The following is a 17,241-nucleotide window of genomic DNA, read 5'->3' on the forward strand; positions in this document are numbered from 1 at the left end:
GATTCAATCAGGAGTCAGGAGCGCTGCTGTCTGAGCATGGCAATGACCCGGTGCACGCTCTCCAGCGTCTCGTCGATCTCAGCCGCCGTGTTGTAGTGCGCGATGCCGATGCGCACGACGCCCTGTTCGGCTGGAATGCCGAGCTGGTGGACGATTTCCCAGGCGTAGTTGTGGCCGGACCACAGGAAGATGTTTTCGGCGTTCATCTGCCGCACGATCGTCTCCGGAACGATGCCATCCACCGTGAAGGAAACAGTCGGCACGCGATCGCCAAGCCGCTTGTGATCGGTGATGCCGTGGATGGTCAGGCCCGCAACGTCGGACAGGCCGTCGATCAGCCTTTGCGCCAGCGCGTTTTCATAGGCGATGGAGACTTCAAACGCCCTGGCGATCTTCTGCCTGCGCGAGCCGCCCTCACCCGCCGCTGCACCAAGGTCAGCAAAATAGTCGACCGCCGCCGTGAGGCCGGCCATCAACTCGATCTGCGGCGTGCCAAGCTCGAAGCGTTCCGGCAGGTCGTTGGACGAACAGCGGCATTTGTAGGGTTTCAGGCCATCGATGATTTCGCGCCGTCCCCACAAGATGCCCATATGCGGACCGAAGAATTTGTAGGCCGAGCAGATCAGGAAATCGCAGCCGAGCTCCCGCACATCGATCAGGCCATGCGGCGCGAACTGGACAGCGTCGACATAGACCAGGGCGCCGGCCTGTTTTGCGATGACGGTCAGGGCCTTAACCCGGTTGATCGAACCGGTCAGGTTCGAGGCATAATTCAACGCGACCAGCCGTGTCTTGTCGGACAGCAGCCCAGCCAACGTCGCCTCTTCGACCTGCCAGCTCTTTTCATCGAACGGCAGCCAGCGCACGACGAGGCCAAGGTCCTCGGCCAGTTGCAGCCAGGGCGAGACATTGCCCTCATGGTCCATGCGGGTGAGGATAATCTCGTCGCCGGGCTTCAGCGTGCGGCCGAGTGTGCGCGACATGTGATAGGTCAGCGTCGTCATGTTGGCGCCGATGATGATTTCTTCAGGGCTCGGCGCACCGAGGAAATCGGCCATCGCCTGATGCGCTTCGTCGACGACGGACTGGGCGGCGATGGTCGTTTCGAAATAGCCGCCGAGATTGGCATTGGTGGTGAGCAGGCAACGCGACACCGCGTCGGCGACGGCCTGCGGCACCTGCGTGCCGGCGGGATTGTCGAGATAGATGCGGCGGCGGCCCTTGTCGGCCAGCGAAAGCGCTGGAAATTTTCCACGCACAGCCTCGATCGGAAAATCCACCATCGTCTCCACCCCTTTGTTATTCCCTGATAATTTCCCTCGACCGATCAAGGACAAGGATTGCCGACCCGCTGGTGGATCGCGTCCACCGCCTTCTGCATTTCTTCTGTCCAGACGACATCGACCGAGGACAGCGCCATTTCGAGTTGTGAGAGGGTCGTGGCACCGATGATATTGGAGGTCACGAAGGGCCGGCTCGACACATAGGCATTGGCGAACAAGGCCGGCTCCAGGCCAAAGGAGCGCGCCAGTTCATTGTATTCGAGCAGCACTTCGGCTGCATTGGGCGTCTCGTAGCGCTGGCCGCGGTTGAACAGTTGCGAGCGCGAGCCCTGCGGACGCGCGCCATGGTCGTATTTGCCTGAGAGATAGCCCTGCGCCAGCGGCGAATAAGGCAGCAACGACACTTCTTCGCGCTCGCAGACCTCCGCAAGGTTCACCTCGAAGGTGCGGTTGACGAGATTGTAAGCGTTCTGGATCGACGCGACCCGCGGGCCGATCCCTTTCTCGGCCTCTGAGAGGTAACGCATGAGGCCCCAGGAACTCTCGTTCGACAGGCCGAAATGACGGATCTTTCCCGCTTTGACCAGTTCGTCGAAGACGCCAAGCGTCTCGGCGATCGACGTCTCGTTGGCCGGTGCGCCGTCTGCATCGGCGCGCCGCGCCATCGCCCCGACCCGCGTCGGATTGGCGCCCCAGGGGATGTCCCGCTCCGGCCAGTGGATCTGATAGAGGTCGAGATAGTCCGTGCCGAGCTTGGCCAGAGATTTGTCGACGGCGTCAAAAATATCGGCGCGCACCAGTTGCGACGGCCTGTCGCCGCGAAACCAGGCGTTGGCCGTGCGGCCGACGACCTTGGAGGCGAGGATCACCTGGTCGCGGTTGCCCTTGGCCTTCATCCAGCTGCCGATGATCTTTTCCGTCCGCCCCTGCGTCTCCGCCTTGGGCGGGATCGGGTAGAGTTCGGCGGTGTCGATGAAATTGACGCCGCGCGAAAACGCCAGGTCCATCTGCGCGTGGCCTTCGGCCTCGGTGTTCTGCTGGCCCCAGGTCATCGAACCAAGGCAGATCTGGGTAACAAGAAGATCGGTCCGACCGAGACGGCGTTTGTCCATGGAATTCTGCTCCGGAGGGAAAGTCTGCGCGGGAGGGAGGCTGCATGTATAGGGAAAGCTACGGCGCTCTCCAAGCCTCACCAGGCCGACTTTTGCGTGAACCAGCAGGTTGGCTAGCGGCGAACACCGGCCACGGCGCGGCGCTTGGCCTCGTCAATCAGCATGTTGGCGACCTGCATGCGGATCATGGCGCGCTGGCGCAGATGCGGAGCGACGCGGTCGGGATGGTTGCTGAAAGCAAAGCTGCGGCGCATGCGGCTGAAATCGGCGGAACTCTTGGGCAGGTTCAACCCCAGTTCGGCCGCGATCGATTCAGGGTCGATCGGCGGCAGCTTTTCCTCGGGCTTCGGGTCCTCGGCAGCAAGGGCCAGCTTGGCGTGTTCGAGCAGAGCGGCGAATTCGCTCGCCAGATCGGCACCGGCCTCACGGTATTCGGCAGCGGATACCTTGATGCGTCCGGAATGGAGTTCATCGGCGACCGAGAGATAGTCGAACGGAATGGACGGACGCGCGCCGGCCTCGTCGCCCTCTATGCCGTCGCCCTTGTCGGAGGCGACGAAGAGGTCGTCGAGCAGCGAAGCGAAATCCCGCTTGGCGCTGGTAGCGATGTCAGCCTCCCGCTTGCCTGACTGTCAGGTTTCCAGACCATAGAACCGGCTCGTTAAAAATACATACCTCCGATCGTAATGAATTTAGTTTTTTCGAGGGATCGCGTCCCGCCCGCAAACAAAAAGCCGGACTGCATTTTCATGCAGTCCGGAAATTCGCCAGGAGTGGCGAGGAAAAACTGGCCATGTGCCAGCGTCGAAGCCTACGGTTCGTGCGGCGCGGAAGTTTCAGTAGGCCGCAAAAAAAGTCTTATGAAAATCATCCGGACATAGCAGGCATGCAAATGCTGCACTGCACAATTGTCACGATTCACCTATATTGGCTGGCGTGGAGGACCAACCAGGAGCCTGAATCATGGGTTTCTTCACGGAAATGTTCGCCCGGCCGCGCCCGCAGGAACATCTGAGATACCGCGCGGCGCTCGCGCTGCTTCATTCGATGAGCAGTGCCGATCGCGCCGATATCGGCATCAAGCCCGCCGATTTTCCGCGCATCGCCCGCGAAATGTCCATCCGCTGAATGCATCTCGCGAGATGTCCCGGACCGATCCGGGACATCTCGAAACGTCAGCCGCTCAACGCGATCCCAGGAATGTCGCCTTGCCCAGCGGCACGCCATTGTGGCGCAGGATGTCGTAAGCGGTGGTGAGGTGGAAGTAGAAATTGGGCATGGCCACATGCAGCAGATACTGCATGCCACCCAACGTCGTTTCGCGCCCACCGAGCTTCAACTCGATCACCTTGTCGTCGGAACCGTCTATATCGGCGGCCGAGAACGTCGCCAGAAGCGCCAGCGTCTTGGCGATCCGTGCTTCCAGATCGGCAAAGCTTGCCTCATTGTCCTCGTATTTCGGCACTTCGCGGCCGGCCAACCGCGAGGGTGCGCCCTTGGCATGATCGGTGGCGATCTGCACCTGCCGGGTCAAGGCGAACATGTCCGGCGCAAGCCGCGCCGTCAAAAACACCTGCGGGTCGATCTTGCGGTCAAGCGCATTTTGTTCGGCGGCCGCCAGTACACTGGAAAGTGCTTTCAGCCTGGCTGAAAACACGGGCACGGATGCCTCATACATCGATATGGTCACGTCAGATCTCCTGTCCGGTCGGAACGCCGGCGCAGGGGACGTAGCGCCTCCCCACACGATTCTTCAAGCGCCGTGGGCTCCGCGTCACCACGGCGCCGCAATCGCTATGGTAGAATTTCCGTTATCGAGCGGAGATTCCCGATGAGACGCGTCCTTCTCGCAGCGACTGCCCTTTTCTCCCTTGCCATATCTGGCCAAGCGGCGGTCGCCGCCGACGACACCCCTGAAGCGCCCTATGTCGATGACCGTTCGAGCGCCGAGGCGGTCATCCGCTCGCTCTACAGCGCCATCAATCGGCATGAATTCGCCCGGGCCTGGGGTTATTATGGCGATGCAAAGCCGGCTAAAGACTTCGACAGTTTCGTTAAGGGTTATGACGGTACAGACAAGGTTGAGGTCGCGACGGGCGCCATTTCAGACGAGGGTGCCGCCGGCAGCATCTTCTACAATGTCCCGGTCGCCATCCGTGCCACCGACAAGAGCGGCGGCGAAAAGGTCTTTGCCGGCTGCTATACGCTGCGCCAGGTGAATGCGCAGGCCCAGGCAGCGCCGCCCTTCGATCCGATCCACATAGAAAAAGGCGCGCTCAAACCTTCGACGGCCGATTTCGAGAAGGCTGTGCCGCCAAGCTGTGGCGACGGACCGCCGCCGCCGAAGAAGGATACCGTGCTGGAACAGGCCAAGAAGGCCTTTCTGGCGACCTATGGCGACCAGTGCGACAAGGACCTACTGGCTACTGAGCCGGAAGTCTTTTCGATCAAGTACAAGGACAAGAATGCGCAGCCCGGCGATCCCGACAAGGAAACACGGCTGTTCCATTTCTCCTGTTCGGCCGCGGCCTACAATGAAAGTTCGATCTACTACATGAGCGACGAGTTGTCCGAAGTACAGCAATTGCAGTTCGCCGAACCCAAGATGGACATCCGCTACGAGAACAATGACAGCGACGGTAAGCTGTTGGGCATGAGCATCGTCGGCTTCGAGACGACCGGTTGGGCCGTCAATTCCGACTATGACCCGGACGCCCATACGATCACCACCTTCAACAAGTGGCGCGGTGTCGGCGATGCCTCGGACTCGGGTACCTATCTGTTTCGCAATGGCAATTTCTCGCTGGTCCAGTATGACGTCGATGCGTCCTATGATGGCGAGGAAAACCCACAGACGGTGGTCGACTACAACACCGCGCCTTGAGCACTGGGGCTTCCAGACAGCGCCGGTCAAGGCGCCTTCGACAGCATCCAGTTCAGCGTGCCACGCCAGTCGACCATGCGGATCGGCGTGCCATGCGTACCGGTCTCGAAGCGAACGAAGCGGGTCGGATAGGGATAGGCTTTCGAGCTGGCGATGATGGAACGAAAGAAGGCTTCCTGGTTCGCAATGGGAAAGACCACGTCATGGCTGCCCTGGCCGAAGAAGACCGGGATATGACGCCTGAAGGCGGGACTGGCGAGAAAACTATCGTCCCACAAAGATCCGAGCAGCAGCAGCCCGTTGATGCGCCGGCCGGTGTCGTTGCGGGCGGCAAGCTTCCAGCACAGCGCGCCGCCCATCGAGCCGCAGGCGACGAAGATTTTCGCGCCCGGCGACTGTTCGGCGTAGTGATCGATCAAGGCCGCGACCTGCGCGGCGCCCTTGTCGCCGAAATCGGGAAAATCCGGAGACAGATAGAGCCCGCTATTGCCGGCCATTAAATTCTTGATGCGGTTGAAATTGCCGCCGAAGGTGAAGTCGTCGACGCCCTGTTTGCGGCTGCCGCCCTGCCCGTGCAGGTAAAGCACGATGATGCCGGCCCCTTGCGTCTTGCCGACGGCGACATGCCGGACATCGCCGGCGTCCGTCTTCAGCATCAGATCCTGCTGCACCTTGCGCACGCTGGTGTCGGTGTATTGCGGGTGCACGCGCTTTTCCGGCACCTCGTCGCGCTGGTTGATGTCGCGCATCTCGCGATAGTCGATGACCATGTAGGCGCCGTTGCTGTCGGACGAGAGCGTGGCCGGGTAGGCGAAGAGATCGTCCTTGAAGGGCTTTAGCTCGAGCGCATTGGCTTGGCCGGCAGAAAACAGGAAAAACAGCGAAATCAGAAGGGCTTGGAGCGTGGCCGCCCCCCTCTGGCCTGCCGGCCATCTCCCCCTCAAGGGGGGAGATTGGATGCGCATTCGGCTTTCGCCAACCTCCATGGCTGAAAGGTGGGAGCCGCCATCGAAACTGCTGATTCCCCCCCTTGAGGGGGAGATGGCCGGCAGGCCAGAGGGGGGTAGAGGCGCAAACGCTGGTGAATTGAAAAACATATCGCAGGCTTGCGTAATTCGGCCTAGGTTTGTCAATCCTGCAGCACGCCGCCGGCGCCTTCGAGCGCCTCGCGGGTGTCGACATCGACAGACGCGCCCTCGCCGATCTCGACATCGATGACATCGAGCCCTTCGACCTCGACCAGGTGGCGCGCACCGGTGTCGCCTTCGAGATGGGCGATGGCCGGAAACAGCAAGCGTGGCAAAAGCACCGGGTTGCCGCGTTTGCCCTGATGCGAGGCTCGGACCACGGAATTGCCTCCGGCCTTGCGGAAGGCATCGATTAGCCGGTCGAGATCGTCTGACACAACGCCAGGCATGTCGGCCAGAACGATCATCGCGCCGGCGATGTCTTCGGGCAGATAGGCAATGCCGGCCTTCAGCGAGGTGGACAGGCCATCGGCGAAATCGGGATTGTCGGCGAAGGTCACATTCAGCCCCGCCAGCGCCGCGCGCACCCGTTCGCGCTGATGGCCGATGACGACGATCGTGCCCGACGCCTTCGAGCCGAGCGCGCGCTCGGCGGTGCGGTGCACCAGCGGCTTGCCGTCGAACAGCGCCATGAGCTTGTTCGGTCCGCCCATGCGGCTCGACCGGCCAGCCGCCAGCAGCACGATGGCGACCTTGAGCCGGTTCCTGGCCAGCAGCGGTTCGCGCGGCTGCGGCCGCGTCGGGATTTCCATCAACAGCCCGCCGACCCCCATGCCGGCGATGTCCTTCGCGGTGACATCGAGGCCGGCAACCAGACGGTCCAGCACCCAGTCGAAGCCGTTTTCCTTGGGACTGCGGGCGCAGCCGGGCGCACCGATGACCCGCTTGCCGGCAAGCGTTCCGAGCACAAGCAGATTGCCGGGATCGACCGGCATGCCGGCGCGGATAACTGTTCCACCCGCCATTTCGATCGCCGCCGGAACGACGTCGGCGAAATCGCTCATAGCGGAGGCGCCGAAGATCACCACCATGTCGTTGTCGCGCGCCAGCGAGGCGGCGGCTTGTGCTACCGGAGCGATCTCGTGCGGCGTGCGGCGTTCCGCCGTCAGCCTGCCGCCCGAGCGCGCCAGCCGCGCTTCGGTGACGCGCAATGTCTTGTCCAGCACGCTGGGCTTGATGCCCGGCAGAACCGTCTGGATGACACCGACGCGCACCGGCTGATAGGCGTTGACGGCAAAGATCTCGCCGTCGGCACAGATTTTCGTAACAGTATCGACCAGGGTGGAGGCGACCGCGAAAGGAATGATCTTCACCGTCGCCACCATCTGACCCTTCTCGACCGGAGCATGCTGCGCCAGCGTCGCAATGGTGATGGCGGGATCGACGGCATTGATGGCGTCGATCATGGCAGCATCTACCGTGAAGATGCCTGATGCCTCGGCGTGGAGATTGACCCGGCCGGTGGCGGCAGGCCTCACTTCGATGCCGCTGAACCTCATGCTCTCGGCAATTCTTTGCGCCGCGGCGTCCTCGCCGAGATCATCCGGGGCCAGCACGGCCGCAACGACCTGCGAGACCCCTGCCCGCTTGAGTATGGAGACGTCTTCGGCGCTCAGCCTGTGCGCCTTGCGAAAGCGCTTTTCGCCAGCAGTGGTGGCATGCGCCAGCACCGCGCCTTCGGCCTCTTCAATGGCAACGGGACCAAATTTCACGCCACGGCATCCTTGGCGTCTAGGCCGCGCGAGCGGAAGGCGTGGATGGCCTGCGCCAGCACCGCCACGGCGATCTCAGCTGGGCTGGCCGCGCCGATGTCGAGCCCGATCGGCGCATGGATGCGGGCGATCTGGTCGGCACTCGCGCCCAGCGCCAGCAGGCGTTCGACACGCTTGGCATGCGTCTTGCGGCTGCCGAGCGCGCCGACATAGAAGCAGTTGGCGTCAAGGGCTGCCTTCAGCGCAAAATCGTCGATCTTCGGGTCATGGGTGACGGCCGCAAGTGCGGTGTAGCTGTCGAGCGGCTGGCGCTTCAGCACATCTTCCGGCCATTCGGCATACAAGGCGACATCGGGAAAGCGGTCCGGCGTGGCAAAGGCGGTGCGCGGATCGATGATTTCCAGGGGATAGCCTGATATCCTGGCCATCGGCGCCAGCGCCTGGCTGATATGGACGGCGCCAATCACCACGAGGCGCGGCTGCGGCAGATGCGCGTTGAGAAAGAAGGTTCGCCCTTCCGCCTCGACGGAACCGGAATTGCCCGACCGAAATGCCTTGGCGATCGCGGCTCCGAGATCACCGGCAACCTGGTCGCCCTCACGCACGATGCGGTCGCGGCCATCACCGAGATCGGTGACCAGGATCGCCGCGCGGCGGGCGCGTCGTTCGGCGTTGAGCGTTTTCAGCGCATAAGGATCCATTGGATCAGCCTAGTCTCTCAACATAAACCTTGATACGGCCGCCGCAGGACAGGCCGACCTGCCAGGCCGTTTCATCGGCGACGCCGAATTCGAGCATCTTGGCTTTCCCTGAGCCAATGACGTCGATCGCCTCGCTCACCACCGCCCCTTCGACGCAGCCGCCCGAGACCGAGCCGTGGAAATTGCCTTCGGCATCGATGACCAGATGGCTACCGACCGGCCTCGGCGCCGAACCCCAGGTCTCGACCACTGTGGCAATGGCGACATCCTTGCCGTCCTTCATCCAGCCTTCCGCGATGATCAGCGGGTCGCGGGCCTCATCGAGATAGATGCTGTCGTCCATGATCGCTTCTCTCAGAGTCTGTTTTTCCGGTGGCTAAACATATGGCTACGCGGCGTGCTTCGCGCCAGCATCCATCCATCGCCGCGGGTCGACGGACTGTGCCGACTTCTTGTCGAGCGAGGCGCAGAGGTCAGCGAGCGCATCGAGATTGTGCACCGAACGGAATTCGTCGACATGCGGCAGCATCGCCTTGACACCGCGGGCGCGAGCCTGAAAGCCGTCGAAGCGCAGCAGCGGATTGAGCCAGATCAGCCGCCGGCAGGATTTGTGCAGGCGCTCCATCTCCTGCGAGAGGCCGGCGACATCGTCGCGCTCCAGCCCGTCGGTGATCAGAAGCACGACCGCGCCCTGCCCCAACACACGCCGCGACCAGATCAGGTTGAACTCGGCCAGCGTATCGCCGATGCGCGTGCCGCCCGACCAGTCCTTGACCGCCGCCGAGCAGTCGGCCAGGGCCGCATCGGGATCGCGGTGGCGCATCTGCCGGGTCAGGTTGGTCAGCCGCGTGCCGAAGACGAAGGTGTGAACGCGGCGGCGCTTTTCCGTCAATGCATGCAGGAAATGCAGGAAGATGCGGGTGTACTGGCTCATCGAACCGGAAATATCGGCCAGCACCACCAGCGGCGGATGGACTTCGCGGGCCGAGCGGAATTTCGGCAGGATCAATTCGCCGCCAGTGCGCGCGGCAGAGCGCATCATGGCGCGCGGGTCGATGCGGCGGCCATGCGCATCGGCCTTGAAACGCCGGGTCCGCACCAGGTCGAAGGGCAGCCGCAGCTCGGCGATAGCTTTCTTCGCGTCCGCCATTTCGGTTGCATTCATCTGGGCAAAGTCCTTGCCGCGCAACACCTCGTTGCCGGAGAAGGTGAAGCGGGCATCGACTTCGATCTCGGGGACTTCCTGCGGTGGCTGATTCTTCTGATGGCCTTCGAACATCGCCTGGCTGACGCGGTTCTCGGCCGCGCGCGGCTTCTGCTTCTCCCGGACATCAGGCGCCACCGGCGAAAACATCGCCAGCAGTTTCTCGATCAGTTCGCGCGATTTCCAGAAGAGTCTAAAGGCTTCGTCGAAGACCGGGTGATCCTCGTGCCTGGACACCAGCACCGCATGCAGCGTCCAGTAGAAATCATCGCGCGAGCCGATGCCGGCGGCCAGCACCGCCTCGATGGCATCCTTGACGGAGGCCGGCCCGACCCGCATGCCTGCCTTGCGCAAGGTGCGGGCGAAATAGACGATGTTGTCAGCGATGCGTCCGTCCGCCGTCGCCTGTCTGGGGTCGGGACGCGATGCCGTCATCGCGCTACTCCGCCGCCGCGAGCTCGGCCTTGACCTCGTCGAGGATGCGCCGGCCCTCGCCCGCGCCGATGCGGGCAATGTCGTCCTGGTATTTCAACAGCACGCCGATCGTGTCGGACACCGTCTCCGGGTCGAGCGCCACCTTGTCGAGTTCGGTCAGCGCGCCGGCCCAGTCAATGGTTTCGGCAACGCCCGGCACTTTGAACAGCTCGATCCGGCGCAGCTTCTGGATGAAGGAGACCACCTCCGCCGAAAGCCGCTGGTTGGCTCGCGGCACCTTGCGGCGCACGATCTCCAATTCGCGCTCGGCATTGGGATAATCGACCCAGTGGTAAAGGCACCGCCGCTTCAGCGCGTCGTGAATCTCGCGGGTACGGTTGGTGGTGATGATGACGATCGGCGGCTCTTCGGCCTTGATGGTGCCGAGTTCGGGCACCGTCACCTGGTAGTCGGACAGGATTTCGAGCAGGAACGCTTCGAAGGCTTCGTCGGTGCGGTCGAGTTCGTCGATCAGGAAAACCGGGGCCGCCCCCGTCTTGCCGGTCAGCGCATCGAGCACGGGGCGGCGGATCAGGTATTTTTCGGAGAAGACGTTGCGCTCCATGGCGGAGCGGTCGACCTTGCCGGCCGCCTCCTCCATGCGGATTTCGATCATCTGCGCGGCGTAATTCCACTCGTAGACGGCCGAGGAGACGTCGAGCCCCTCATAGCACTGCAAGCGGATCAGCCTGCGGCCGAGCGCGCCGGCCAACACCTTGGCGATCTCTGTCTTGCCGACGCCGGCCTCGCCCTCGAGGAACAAGGGCCGGTTCATGCGCAACGACAGGAAAAGCACGGTCGCCAGCGACCGGTCGGCCACATAATCCGCGCCGGTCAGGAGATCGAGCGTCTCGTCGATCGTCCGCGGTACGGGGCGCGGTTTCAGTTCGGTCATTCTTTCTCCGTGAACGCCGCCGCTCCGCTATCCAGGACATGGTAGCCGCGGGCGTGATAGATCAGCGGCCGCAAATTATCGCCCATGCGCAGGCCTGTCACCTTGCCAAAAAGCACACGATGGGTGGCAAGGTCCTTGGTGTCGATCAGTTCACAATCGAACACGGCGAGTGCGCCCTTCAGCGTCGGCGCGCCGGTGGAGATCACATCCCACTCACCGAGCGCGAAACGCTCCTCGACCGGCAGGCCGGTGATGCCGGAAAAGCCAACCGACAGCGGCTCCTGGTGCGAGGCCAGCGTGTTCAGGGCAAACCGGCCGTTTTTCACGAACAGCTCATTCTTGGCATTTTCGCGGTTGAGACAGACCAGGATGGTCGGCGGCGTGTCCGATACCGAACAGGCGGCAATCACCGTCGTGCCGCGCTTTCCGGCGGGCCCGTCTGTTGTAACCACATGGACGTGGCCAGCAAAATGGCTCATCGCGTCGCGATAGGCCTGCGGCCCAATATCGTTCTTCTTCAGCACCGGGAATATTCCATGGCCAGTATCGTCCTGACATATATGGCCAGACAGGACACGCCACAAGCGAAGTGCTTGGCCCATATCCCCAAATTCGCGTGTTGCACCAGGGCCGGGCAGCCTTTAGGTCTTGGCGGGAATTGGCGCCTGCGCTGTTGTCGCGGGCTTGGGAGGAACTCTTCGGCAGGATGCGACCCGGGGCAACGATATCCGCCGCGCTGGCCTGGCTGTTCCTGGCCGGCGCCGCCAGCGCCCAGACGCTCACGATCGGCGTCGCCGCGCCCCTGTCGGGACCGTCGGCCATCCTCGGCAAGCAGATCGAGGCCGGGGCCGGGTTGGCAGCGCTAGCAAACGGTATCGAACTCAAGACCGTGGACGATGCCTGCACCGCCGATGGCGGTGCAGCCGCGGCCAGGGATTTTGCAGCCGCCAAGGTCAGTGTCGTGGTCGGCTTCCTCTGCACCGATGCGATCGAGGCGGCGATGCCGATCCTCAAGGACGCCAACATTCCGGTCATCACTGTCGGCGTGCGCACCGAAAGCCTGACCGATCGCCGCGCCAAGACTAGCTGGCCGGTCTATCGCCTCGGGCCGCGCGGCGACGATGAGCGCAACGCCGTTGCCTCCACCCTCACCCGCCTGTGGCAGAACGAGCTGTTCGCCATCATCGATGACGGCACCATCTATGGCCGCGAGATGGCCGAGACATTTCGCGCGGCGGCCGAGCAAGCGGCGCTGAAGCCGGTGTTTGTCGACACGTTCCGGCCGCAGCTCGACAACCAGATCGGCCTGGTCGGGCGGCTGAAGAAAGCCGGCGCCACGCATGTCTTTGCCGGCGGTGACGGCGACGACATTGCCATAATGGGCCGCGATACAGCACAGCTCCAGGCCGGCATCGTCTTTGCCGGCGGCGAAAACCTGCGCGCACCGCCCGGCGACGTGCCTTATGCGACGGGCACGCTGATGATCGCGCCGCCCGAATGGGCCGATGTCGCCGACCCAAAGGTGCTGGAAAGCTTCTCCGCGCAGAAAATCGTGCCGGACGGCTACACGCTGCCGGCCTATGCGGCGGTCGAGATCGCCAAGGCGGCGTCGGCCTTGTCCTCGGACAAGCCGCTGGCCGACGCACTGACCGGGCATGACTTCATCACGGCGATCGGGCCGATCCGCTTCGATGCCAAGGGCGACCTCAGCCAGAGCCCTTACCGTGTCTTCCGCTTCGACGGCACGCGCTTCGTGCCCTTGGAAAGCAACTGATGTTCCGCACCGGTCCGCGCAATCTGATCACCGACGTTGCCGGGCTGCGCGTCGGCAACGCTGCCGACGCCAAGCTGAAGTCCGGCGTGACGACCGTGCTGTGCGACGAACCGGCGGTGGCCGGTGTCCAGATCCTCGGCGGCGCGCCGGGCACGCGCGAGACGGATCTGCTCGAACCGCACAATTCGGTCGAGGCGGTGCATGCGGTGGTGCTGTCGGGCGGTTCGGCTTTCGGCCTCGACGCCGCGTCCGGCGTACAGGCGGCGCTGCGCGAACGCGGCATCGGCTTCGAAGTGGGCGGCTTTCGCGTGCCGATCGTGCCGGCGGCGATCCTGTTCGACCTGCGCAATGGCGGCGACAAGGACTGGGGGCGTTATCCACCCTACCGCGACCTCGGCTATGAGGCAGCGCAATCCGCCGCCAGCGATTTCCAGCTTGGCACGGCGGGTGCCGGGACCGGTGCGCTGACCGCGGGGCTGAAGGGCGGCCTGGGTTCCGCCTCGACGCTGCTGGACAATGGCGTCACCATCGGTGCGCTGGCCGCCGTCAACCCGACCGGCTCGGTGACCGTCAGCCGCACCCGCCATTTTTGGGCGGCACCGTTTGAAATCAGCGATGAATTCGGCGGGCTCGGTTATCCCTCGCCGATGCCCGACGACGCCAAGCGCATCCTGCTGAAATACCGCGACAGGCAGGCAGGCAGGCAGATGGAAACGGGCGGCAACACCACCATCGCCGTCATTGCCACGGATGCGGCCCTCACCAAGGCCGCAGCAAAACGCCTGGCGATGTCGGCGCATGATGGCTTCGTGCGCGCCATCTGGCCGACGCACACGCCGGCGGATGGCGATCTGGTGTTCGCACTGGCGACGGGAACGAGCGGTATTGTGCTCGAAGCCGATGCGGCAATCGACCTCTATGCCGCGGCCGGCGCCACCATGGCGCGCGCCATCAGCCGCGGCGTGTTTGCCGCGACGCCGGCCGACAACGACCTGTTTCCCGTCTGGTCATCGCGTTTGGGCTGAATCGGTCGATCAGACCGGATCGGATTTTTCTTCCTCGAACGTTACCGCGACATCGGAGTTCGCCGACAGCCACACCTTCTTGCCGTCGACCTCGGCAACCAGGGCCAGAGGAATGTAGTGGTGATGACCCTTGTGAGCGCCCTCGCCGCTGTCGGCCTTGGTCAGCTTGATGCGCTGGCCGTCGACCTTGTCGACAGTGCCGACATGCACGCCATCGGCGCCGACGACTTCCATATGCTCACGAATTTTGCTGGTGTCGGTCATGGTGGTTCTCCATTGGGACTGCCGACAATAACAAACGACGAGCCGATTGGATGCATCGGCTTTCCAGCCGCACGACGTTTTGATTCGGCCGTGCTAGGGATTGCTTGGATCGAGACTGCTGGGGGAAGAACCGATGCGAATGCTTATTTTGTTTGCCGTTTCCCTGGCCATACAGTTTGCGGCGTCAATCGCCCGTGCTGGCGATGTCGCCGAGCTTGAGATCCTTGGCTTCACCAAGGACGGCAGCGTGTTCGCCTTCGAGGAATACGGTGTCCAGGACGGGTCGGGCTTTCCCTATGCCAACCGCTATTACATCGACACGAGCAATGACAGCTTTCTCAAGGGCACGCCGATCCGGGTCCGGCTCGACGACGAGAATGCCGCGCTCGACACAGCGCGCCTTCAGGCCCGGCAAAAGGGCGAGGCCATTGTCAGCCAGGCCAAGTTGAGCGCCAATCGCGGCATCACCGCGGGTTTCAACCCGGTGACCGAGCTTTCGGCCGATCCGCATCGGATAGTGGTCAATCCACGGCCGATCTTCTCTCCGGTCGACCAACCGCTCGAGTTCCGGCTGGACGAGATCGGCATGAACAACACCGAAGGCTGTGATAGCCAGGGCGAGATCAATGGCTTCCGGCTGCTGCGCATCGAGGCGCAGGATGGCGGTACCACCAAAGTGCTGCATGAGGACAAATCGATCCCCAAGAGCCGCGGCTGCCCGAACGGCTACCGCATCGGCGCGGTCCAGACATTCTCCATGGACAGCCTCAGCGCCTATGCAGTGCTGATCACGGTGCGCCAGTATGGCTTCGAGGGACCGGACTTCCGCTGGATCGCCGTGACCGGCCGCCTGTGATACAGCACGCCGCCACACTCAGCCGCAATGTGAACCACGTCCGCCGCGCACTGCCCGGCTGGCGCGCGACGCTTTTCGGCTCGCTCTTGTGGGGCGCGACCATGGGCGCCAGCGCGCTGATCAACCTGCTGCTGGACAATTGGGTGACGCCGGAGAAAATCCGTACCGTGTCGCTGCTGTTTGCGGGCGGCGGCGCGCTGGCCTTTCCGCTTGGCCTGTTCGCGGCACGGCTGGTCTCGCTGGGAAGAGGCCGGGAGGTCGCCTTCGCAGCGGCAATGGTGTGCCTTGCCGCCGCGACGATCGGGCTGGCCGCCGGGCTCTATGCCTTGCAGTACCGGTCCTACTATGCCGAATGGCATGCGCCCGCCTTCACACTCACCTGGGGCTTTCAACTCGCCTTCACGATGGCGGTGGCGTCCTACCAGTTCGTGGTGCTGGGCATCAGGCTCTATTTTCCACTGGGTTTCGTCGCCTTGTTTGCCGTGAGCCTCTGGTTTGCACGGCAGCGGCGTTGAGCATTGTGTCCGCCTCTGTTAGGACGCGGGCGAACCCAGAGCGGTTTAGCGTTTGGTAAAACCGCCGACCTGCTCTAACTCCTTCTTTTCGCAATTCCGGACGGAAAACCGCTGCACACTTTTCCTGGAATTGCTCTAGACACATCAGGACTGACCGATGATCCCTCGCTATTCCCGGCCGGAAATGGTCGCCATCTGGTCGCCCGAAACCCGGTTTCGCATCTGGTTCGAAATCGAGGCCCATGCCTGCGACGCGCTGGCCGAACTCGGCGTCATCCCGAAGGAAGCGGCGAAAACCATCTGGGAAAAGGGCGGTGCCGCGAAATTCGATGTCGAGAAGATCGACGAGATCGAGCGCGTCACCAAGCATGACGTCATCGCCTTCCTGACCCATCTCGCCGAATTCGTCGGGCCGGACGCGCGCTTCATCCACCAGGGCATGACCTCCTCGGATGTTCTCGACACCTGCTTTGCCGTCCAGCTTACCCGCGCCAGCGACATTCTGCTCGCCGACATTGACGGCCTGCTTGCCGCGCTCAAGCGCCGCGCCTTCGAGCACAAGGACACCGTCACCATCGGCCGCAGCCACGGCATCCACGCCGAACCGACAACTTTCGGCATCAAGCTGGCCCAGGCCTATGCCGAGTTCTCGCGCTGCCGCGAGCGGCTGGTGCATGCGCGGGAGGACATCGCCACCTGCGCCATTTCCGGGGCGGTCGGCACCTTCGCCAACATCGAACCTTATGTCGAGGAACATGTCGCGGCAAAGCTCGGGCTGAAGCCGGAGCCGGTTTCGACGCAAGTGATCCCGCGCGACCGCCATGCCATGTTCTTTGCCACGCTCGGCGTCATCGCCTCGTCGATGGAACGGCTGGCGACGGAGATCAGGCATCTGCAGCGCACCGAGGTGCTGGAAGCGGAAGAATATTTTTCGCCAGGCCAGAAAGGCTCGTCGGCCATGCCGCACAAGCGCAATCCGGTGCTGACGGAAAACCTCACCGGCCTCGCCCGCATGGTGCGCTCCATGGCGCTGCCGGCGATGGAGGATGTGGCGCTCTGGCACGAGCGCGATATCTCGCACTCCTCAGTCGAGCGCATGATCGGTCCGGACGCCACGGTGACGCTCGATTTCGCGCTGTCGCGGCTGACCGGCGTCGTCGACAAGCTGGTCGTCTATCCCGAGAACATGCTGAAGAACATGAACAAGTTCCGCGGCCTGGTGCATTCGCAGCGCGTCATGCTGGCCCTGACGCAGGCCGGCCTGTCGCGCGAGGACTCCTACCGGCTGGTGCAGCGCAACGCCATGAAGGTATGGGAGCAAGGCGCTGATTTTCTTGAGGAACTTCTGGCCGACAAGGAAGTCACCGCCGCGCTCCCCGAGGCGGAAATCCGCGAGAAATTCGACCTCGGCTACCACACCAAGCACGTCGACACGATTTTCAGGCGGGTGTTTGGGGAAGCCTGAGCTTTCTTTCTCCCCGTAAACGGGGAGAAAGAGGCTGTCGCGACGCCGC

19 protein-coding genes are annotated in these 17,241 nt (G+C 63.2%); 7 read left to right on the forward strand and 12 right to left on the reverse strand.

What is annotated here, in order from left to right:
* Window positions 1-14 precede the first annotated feature (14 nt).
* The 3 genes from AC04SF_RS24035 to AC04SF_RS24045 all read right to left on the reverse strand — a co-directional run bounded on the left by AC04SF_RS24035 (window position 15) and on the right by AC04SF_RS24045 (window position 2,970).
* Window positions 15-1,283: a cysteine desulfurase-like protein gene (locus AC04SF_RS24035; RefSeq protein WP_488479810.1), complete on the reverse strand. Its 1,269-nt coding sequence runs from the start codon at window positions 1,281-1,283 to the stop codon at window positions 15-17.
* 44 nt (window positions 1,284-1,327) lie between these two features.
* Window positions 1,328-2,395, reverse strand: a complete 1,068-nt coding sequence (locus AC04SF_RS24040) for an aldo/keto reductase (RefSeq protein WP_488479811.1) — start codon at window positions 2,393-2,395, stop codon at window positions 1,328-1,330.
* 113 nt (window positions 2,396-2,508) lie between these two features.
* A complete protein-coding gene (locus tag AC04SF_RS24045; protein ID WP_488479965.1) occupies window positions 2,509-2,970 on the reverse strand; it encodes a hypothetical protein in 462 nt (153 codons plus the stop codon).
* Window positions 2,971-3,358: 388 nt separating this feature from the next.
* Here AC04SF_RS24045 and AC04SF_RS24050 point away from each other — a divergent pair, with 388 nt between their 5' ends.
* Window positions 3,359-3,523: a hypothetical protein gene (locus tag AC04SF_RS24050; protein ID WP_096445344.1), complete on the forward strand. Its 165-nt coding sequence runs from the start codon at window positions 3,359-3,361 to the stop codon at window positions 3,521-3,523.
* Window positions 3,524-3,578: 55 nt separating this feature from the next.
* On the opposite strand, the gene AC04SF_RS24055 is transcribed toward AC04SF_RS24050, so the two are convergent.
* Window positions 3,579-4,085, reverse strand: a complete 507-nt coding sequence (locus AC04SF_RS24055) for a DUF1993 domain-containing protein (RefSeq protein ID WP_140767805.1) — start codon at window positions 4,083-4,085, stop codon at window positions 3,579-3,581.
* A gap of 141 nt (window positions 4,086-4,226) precedes the next feature.
* Here AC04SF_RS24055 and AC04SF_RS24060 point away from each other — a divergent pair, with 141 nt between their 5' ends.
* Window positions 4,227-5,279, forward strand: coding sequence for a DUF1176 domain-containing protein (locus tag AC04SF_RS24060; RefSeq protein WP_488479812.1), 1,053 nt, complete (start codon window positions 4,227-4,229; stop codon window positions 5,277-5,279).
* A 26-nt stretch (window positions 5,280-5,305) separates the two neighbouring features.
* Here AC04SF_RS24060 and AC04SF_RS24065 read toward each other — a convergent pair whose 3' ends face one another.
* From AC04SF_RS24065 to AC04SF_RS24095, 7 genes are all read right to left on the reverse strand, one after another.
* Complete coding sequence (locus tag AC04SF_RS24065; protein WP_488479813.1) at window positions 5,306-6,244, reverse strand: alpha/beta hydrolase family protein; 939 nt, start codon at window positions 6,242-6,244, stop codon at window positions 5,306-5,308.
* A gap of 164 nt (window positions 6,245-6,408) precedes the next feature.
* Window positions 6,409-8,019, reverse strand: coding sequence for an NTP transferase domain-containing protein (locus AC04SF_RS24070; protein WP_488479814.1), 1,611 nt, complete (start codon window positions 8,017-8,019; stop codon window positions 6,409-6,411).
* Window positions 8,016-8,720, reverse strand: coding sequence for an XdhC family protein (locus tag AC04SF_RS24075; RefSeq protein WP_488479815.1), 705 nt, complete (start codon window positions 8,718-8,720; stop codon window positions 8,016-8,018). The genes AC04SF_RS24070 and AC04SF_RS24075 overlap by 4 nt, the downstream gene beginning before the upstream one ends.
* Window positions 8,721-8,724: 4 nt before the next feature.
* Window positions 8,725-9,063 (reverse strand): XdhC family protein, encoded by a 339-nt coding sequence (locus AC04SF_RS24080; protein WP_096445335.1) that lies wholly within the window; start codon window positions 9,061-9,063, stop codon window positions 8,725-8,727.
* 45 nt (window positions 9,064-9,108) lie between these two features.
* A complete protein-coding gene (locus tag AC04SF_RS24085) occupies window positions 9,109-10,359 on the reverse strand; it encodes a vWA domain-containing protein (protein WP_488479816.1) in 1,251 nt (416 codons plus the stop codon).
* Window positions 10,360-10,363: 4 nt separating this feature from the next.
* Complete coding sequence (locus AC04SF_RS24090) at window positions 10,364-11,293, reverse strand: AAA family ATPase (protein ID WP_488479817.1); 930 nt, start codon at window positions 11,291-11,293, stop codon at window positions 10,364-10,366.
* Window positions 11,290-11,817, reverse strand: a complete 528-nt coding sequence (locus AC04SF_RS24095) for a flavin reductase (protein WP_095791541.1) — start codon at window positions 11,815-11,817, stop codon at window positions 11,290-11,292. The genes AC04SF_RS24090 and AC04SF_RS24095 overlap by 4 nt, the downstream gene beginning before the upstream one ends.
* 182 nt (window positions 11,818-11,999) lie before the next feature.
* On the opposite strand from AC04SF_RS24095, the gene AC04SF_RS24100 reads away from it, so the two are divergent.
* Together AC04SF_RS24100 and AC04SF_RS24105 are read left to right on the forward strand one after the other, a co-directional pair.
* Window positions 12,000-13,067 carry a branched-chain amino acid ABC transporter substrate-binding protein gene (locus AC04SF_RS24100; RefSeq protein ID WP_488479818.1) on the forward strand — a complete coding sequence of 356 codons (1,068 nt, stop codon included), beginning with the start codon at window positions 12,000-12,002 and terminating at the stop codon, window positions 13,065-13,067.
* Window positions 13,067-14,092, forward strand: a complete 1,026-nt coding sequence (locus tag AC04SF_RS24105; protein WP_488479819.1) for a P1 family peptidase — start codon at window positions 13,067-13,069, stop codon at window positions 14,090-14,092. Before AC04SF_RS24100 ends, AC04SF_RS24105 begins: the two co-directional genes overlap by 1 nt.
* A 9-nt stretch (window positions 14,093-14,101) precedes the next feature.
* Here AC04SF_RS24105 and AC04SF_RS24110 read toward each other — a convergent pair whose 3' ends face one another.
* On the reverse strand, window positions 14,102-14,356 hold the full coding sequence (locus AC04SF_RS24110) for a DUF2171 domain-containing protein (RefSeq protein ID WP_096445325.1): 255 nt from the start codon (window positions 14,354-14,356) through the stop codon (window positions 14,102-14,104).
* 133 nt (window positions 14,357-14,489) lie between these two features.
* Between AC04SF_RS24110 and AC04SF_RS24115 the strand changes: the two genes are divergently transcribed.
* The 3 genes from AC04SF_RS24115 (at window position 14,490) to purB (ending at window position 17,192) form a co-directional block, all read left to right on the forward strand.
* The gene (locus AC04SF_RS24115) at window positions 14,490-15,212 is read left to right on the forward strand and encodes a DUF2259 domain-containing protein (RefSeq protein WP_488479820.1); all 723 of its coding nucleotides are present in this window, start codon (window positions 14,490-14,492) and stop codon (window positions 15,210-15,212) included.
* Complete coding sequence (locus AC04SF_RS24120) at window positions 15,209-15,727, forward strand: hypothetical protein (RefSeq protein WP_488479821.1); 519 nt, start codon at window positions 15,209-15,211, stop codon at window positions 15,725-15,727. Before AC04SF_RS24115 ends, AC04SF_RS24120 begins: the two co-directional genes overlap by 4 nt.
* A gap of 157 nt (window positions 15,728-15,884) precedes the next feature.
* On the forward strand, window positions 15,885-17,192 hold the full coding sequence (gene purB / locus AC04SF_RS24125) for an adenylosuccinate lyase (RefSeq protein ID WP_038646437.1): 1,308 nt from the start codon (window positions 15,885-15,887) through the stop codon (window positions 17,190-17,192).
* The last annotated feature ends 49 nt before the right edge of the window (window positions 17,193-17,241 follow it).

This window comes from Mesorhizobium sp. CNPSo 4671, from assembly GCF_057784245.1.

Coding starts and splice junctions, on each gene's coding strand:
- AC04SF_RS24035 (WP_488479810.1), bottom strand. CDS start 1,283: ATGGTGGATTTTCCGATCGAGGCTGTGCGTGGAAAATTTCCAGCGCTT.
- AC04SF_RS24040 (WP_488479811.1), bottom strand. CDS start 2,395: ATGGACAAACGCCGTCTCGGTCGGACCGATCTTCTTGTTACCCAGATC.
- AC04SF_RS24050 (WP_096445344.1), top strand. CDS start 3,359: ATGGGTTTCTTCACGGAAATGTTCGCCCGGCCGCGCCCGCAGGAACAT.
- AC04SF_RS24060 (WP_488479812.1), top strand. CDS start 4,227: ATGAGACGCGTCCTTCTCGCAGCGACTGCCCTTTTCTCCCTTGCCATA.
- AC04SF_RS24065 (WP_488479813.1), bottom strand. CDS start 6,244: ATGCGCATCCAATCTCCCCCCTTGAGGGGGAGATGGCCGGCAGGCCAG.
- AC04SF_RS24075 (WP_488479815.1), bottom strand. CDS start 8,720: ATGGATCCTTATGCGCTGAAAACGCTCAACGCCGAACGACGCGCCCGC.
- AC04SF_RS24080 (WP_096445335.1), bottom strand. CDS start 9,063: ATGGACGACAGCATCTATCTCGATGAGGCCCGCGACCCGCTGATCATC.
- AC04SF_RS24085 (WP_488479816.1), bottom strand. CDS start 10,359: ATGACGGCATCGCGTCCCGACCCCAGACAGGCGACGGCGGACGGACGC.
- AC04SF_RS24090 (WP_488479817.1), bottom strand. CDS start 11,293: ATGACCGAACTGAAACCGCGCCCCGTACCGCGGACGATCGACGAGACG.
- AC04SF_RS24100 (WP_488479818.1), top strand. CDS start 12,000: ATGCGACCCGGGGCAACGATATCCGCCGCGCTGGCCTGGCTGTTCCTG.
- AC04SF_RS24105 (WP_488479819.1), top strand. CDS start 13,067: ATGTTCCGCACCGGTCCGCGCAATCTGATCACCGACGTTGCCGGGCTG.
- AC04SF_RS24110 (WP_096445325.1), bottom strand. CDS start 14,356: ATGACCGACACCAGCAAAATTCGTGAGCATATGGAAGTCGTCGGCGCC.
- AC04SF_RS24115 (WP_488479820.1), top strand. CDS start 14,490: ATGCGAATGCTTATTTTGTTTGCCGTTTCCCTGGCCATACAGTTTGCG.
- purB (WP_038646437.1), top strand. CDS start 15,885: ATGATCCCTCGCTATTCCCGGCCGGAAATGGTCGCCATCTGGTCGCCC.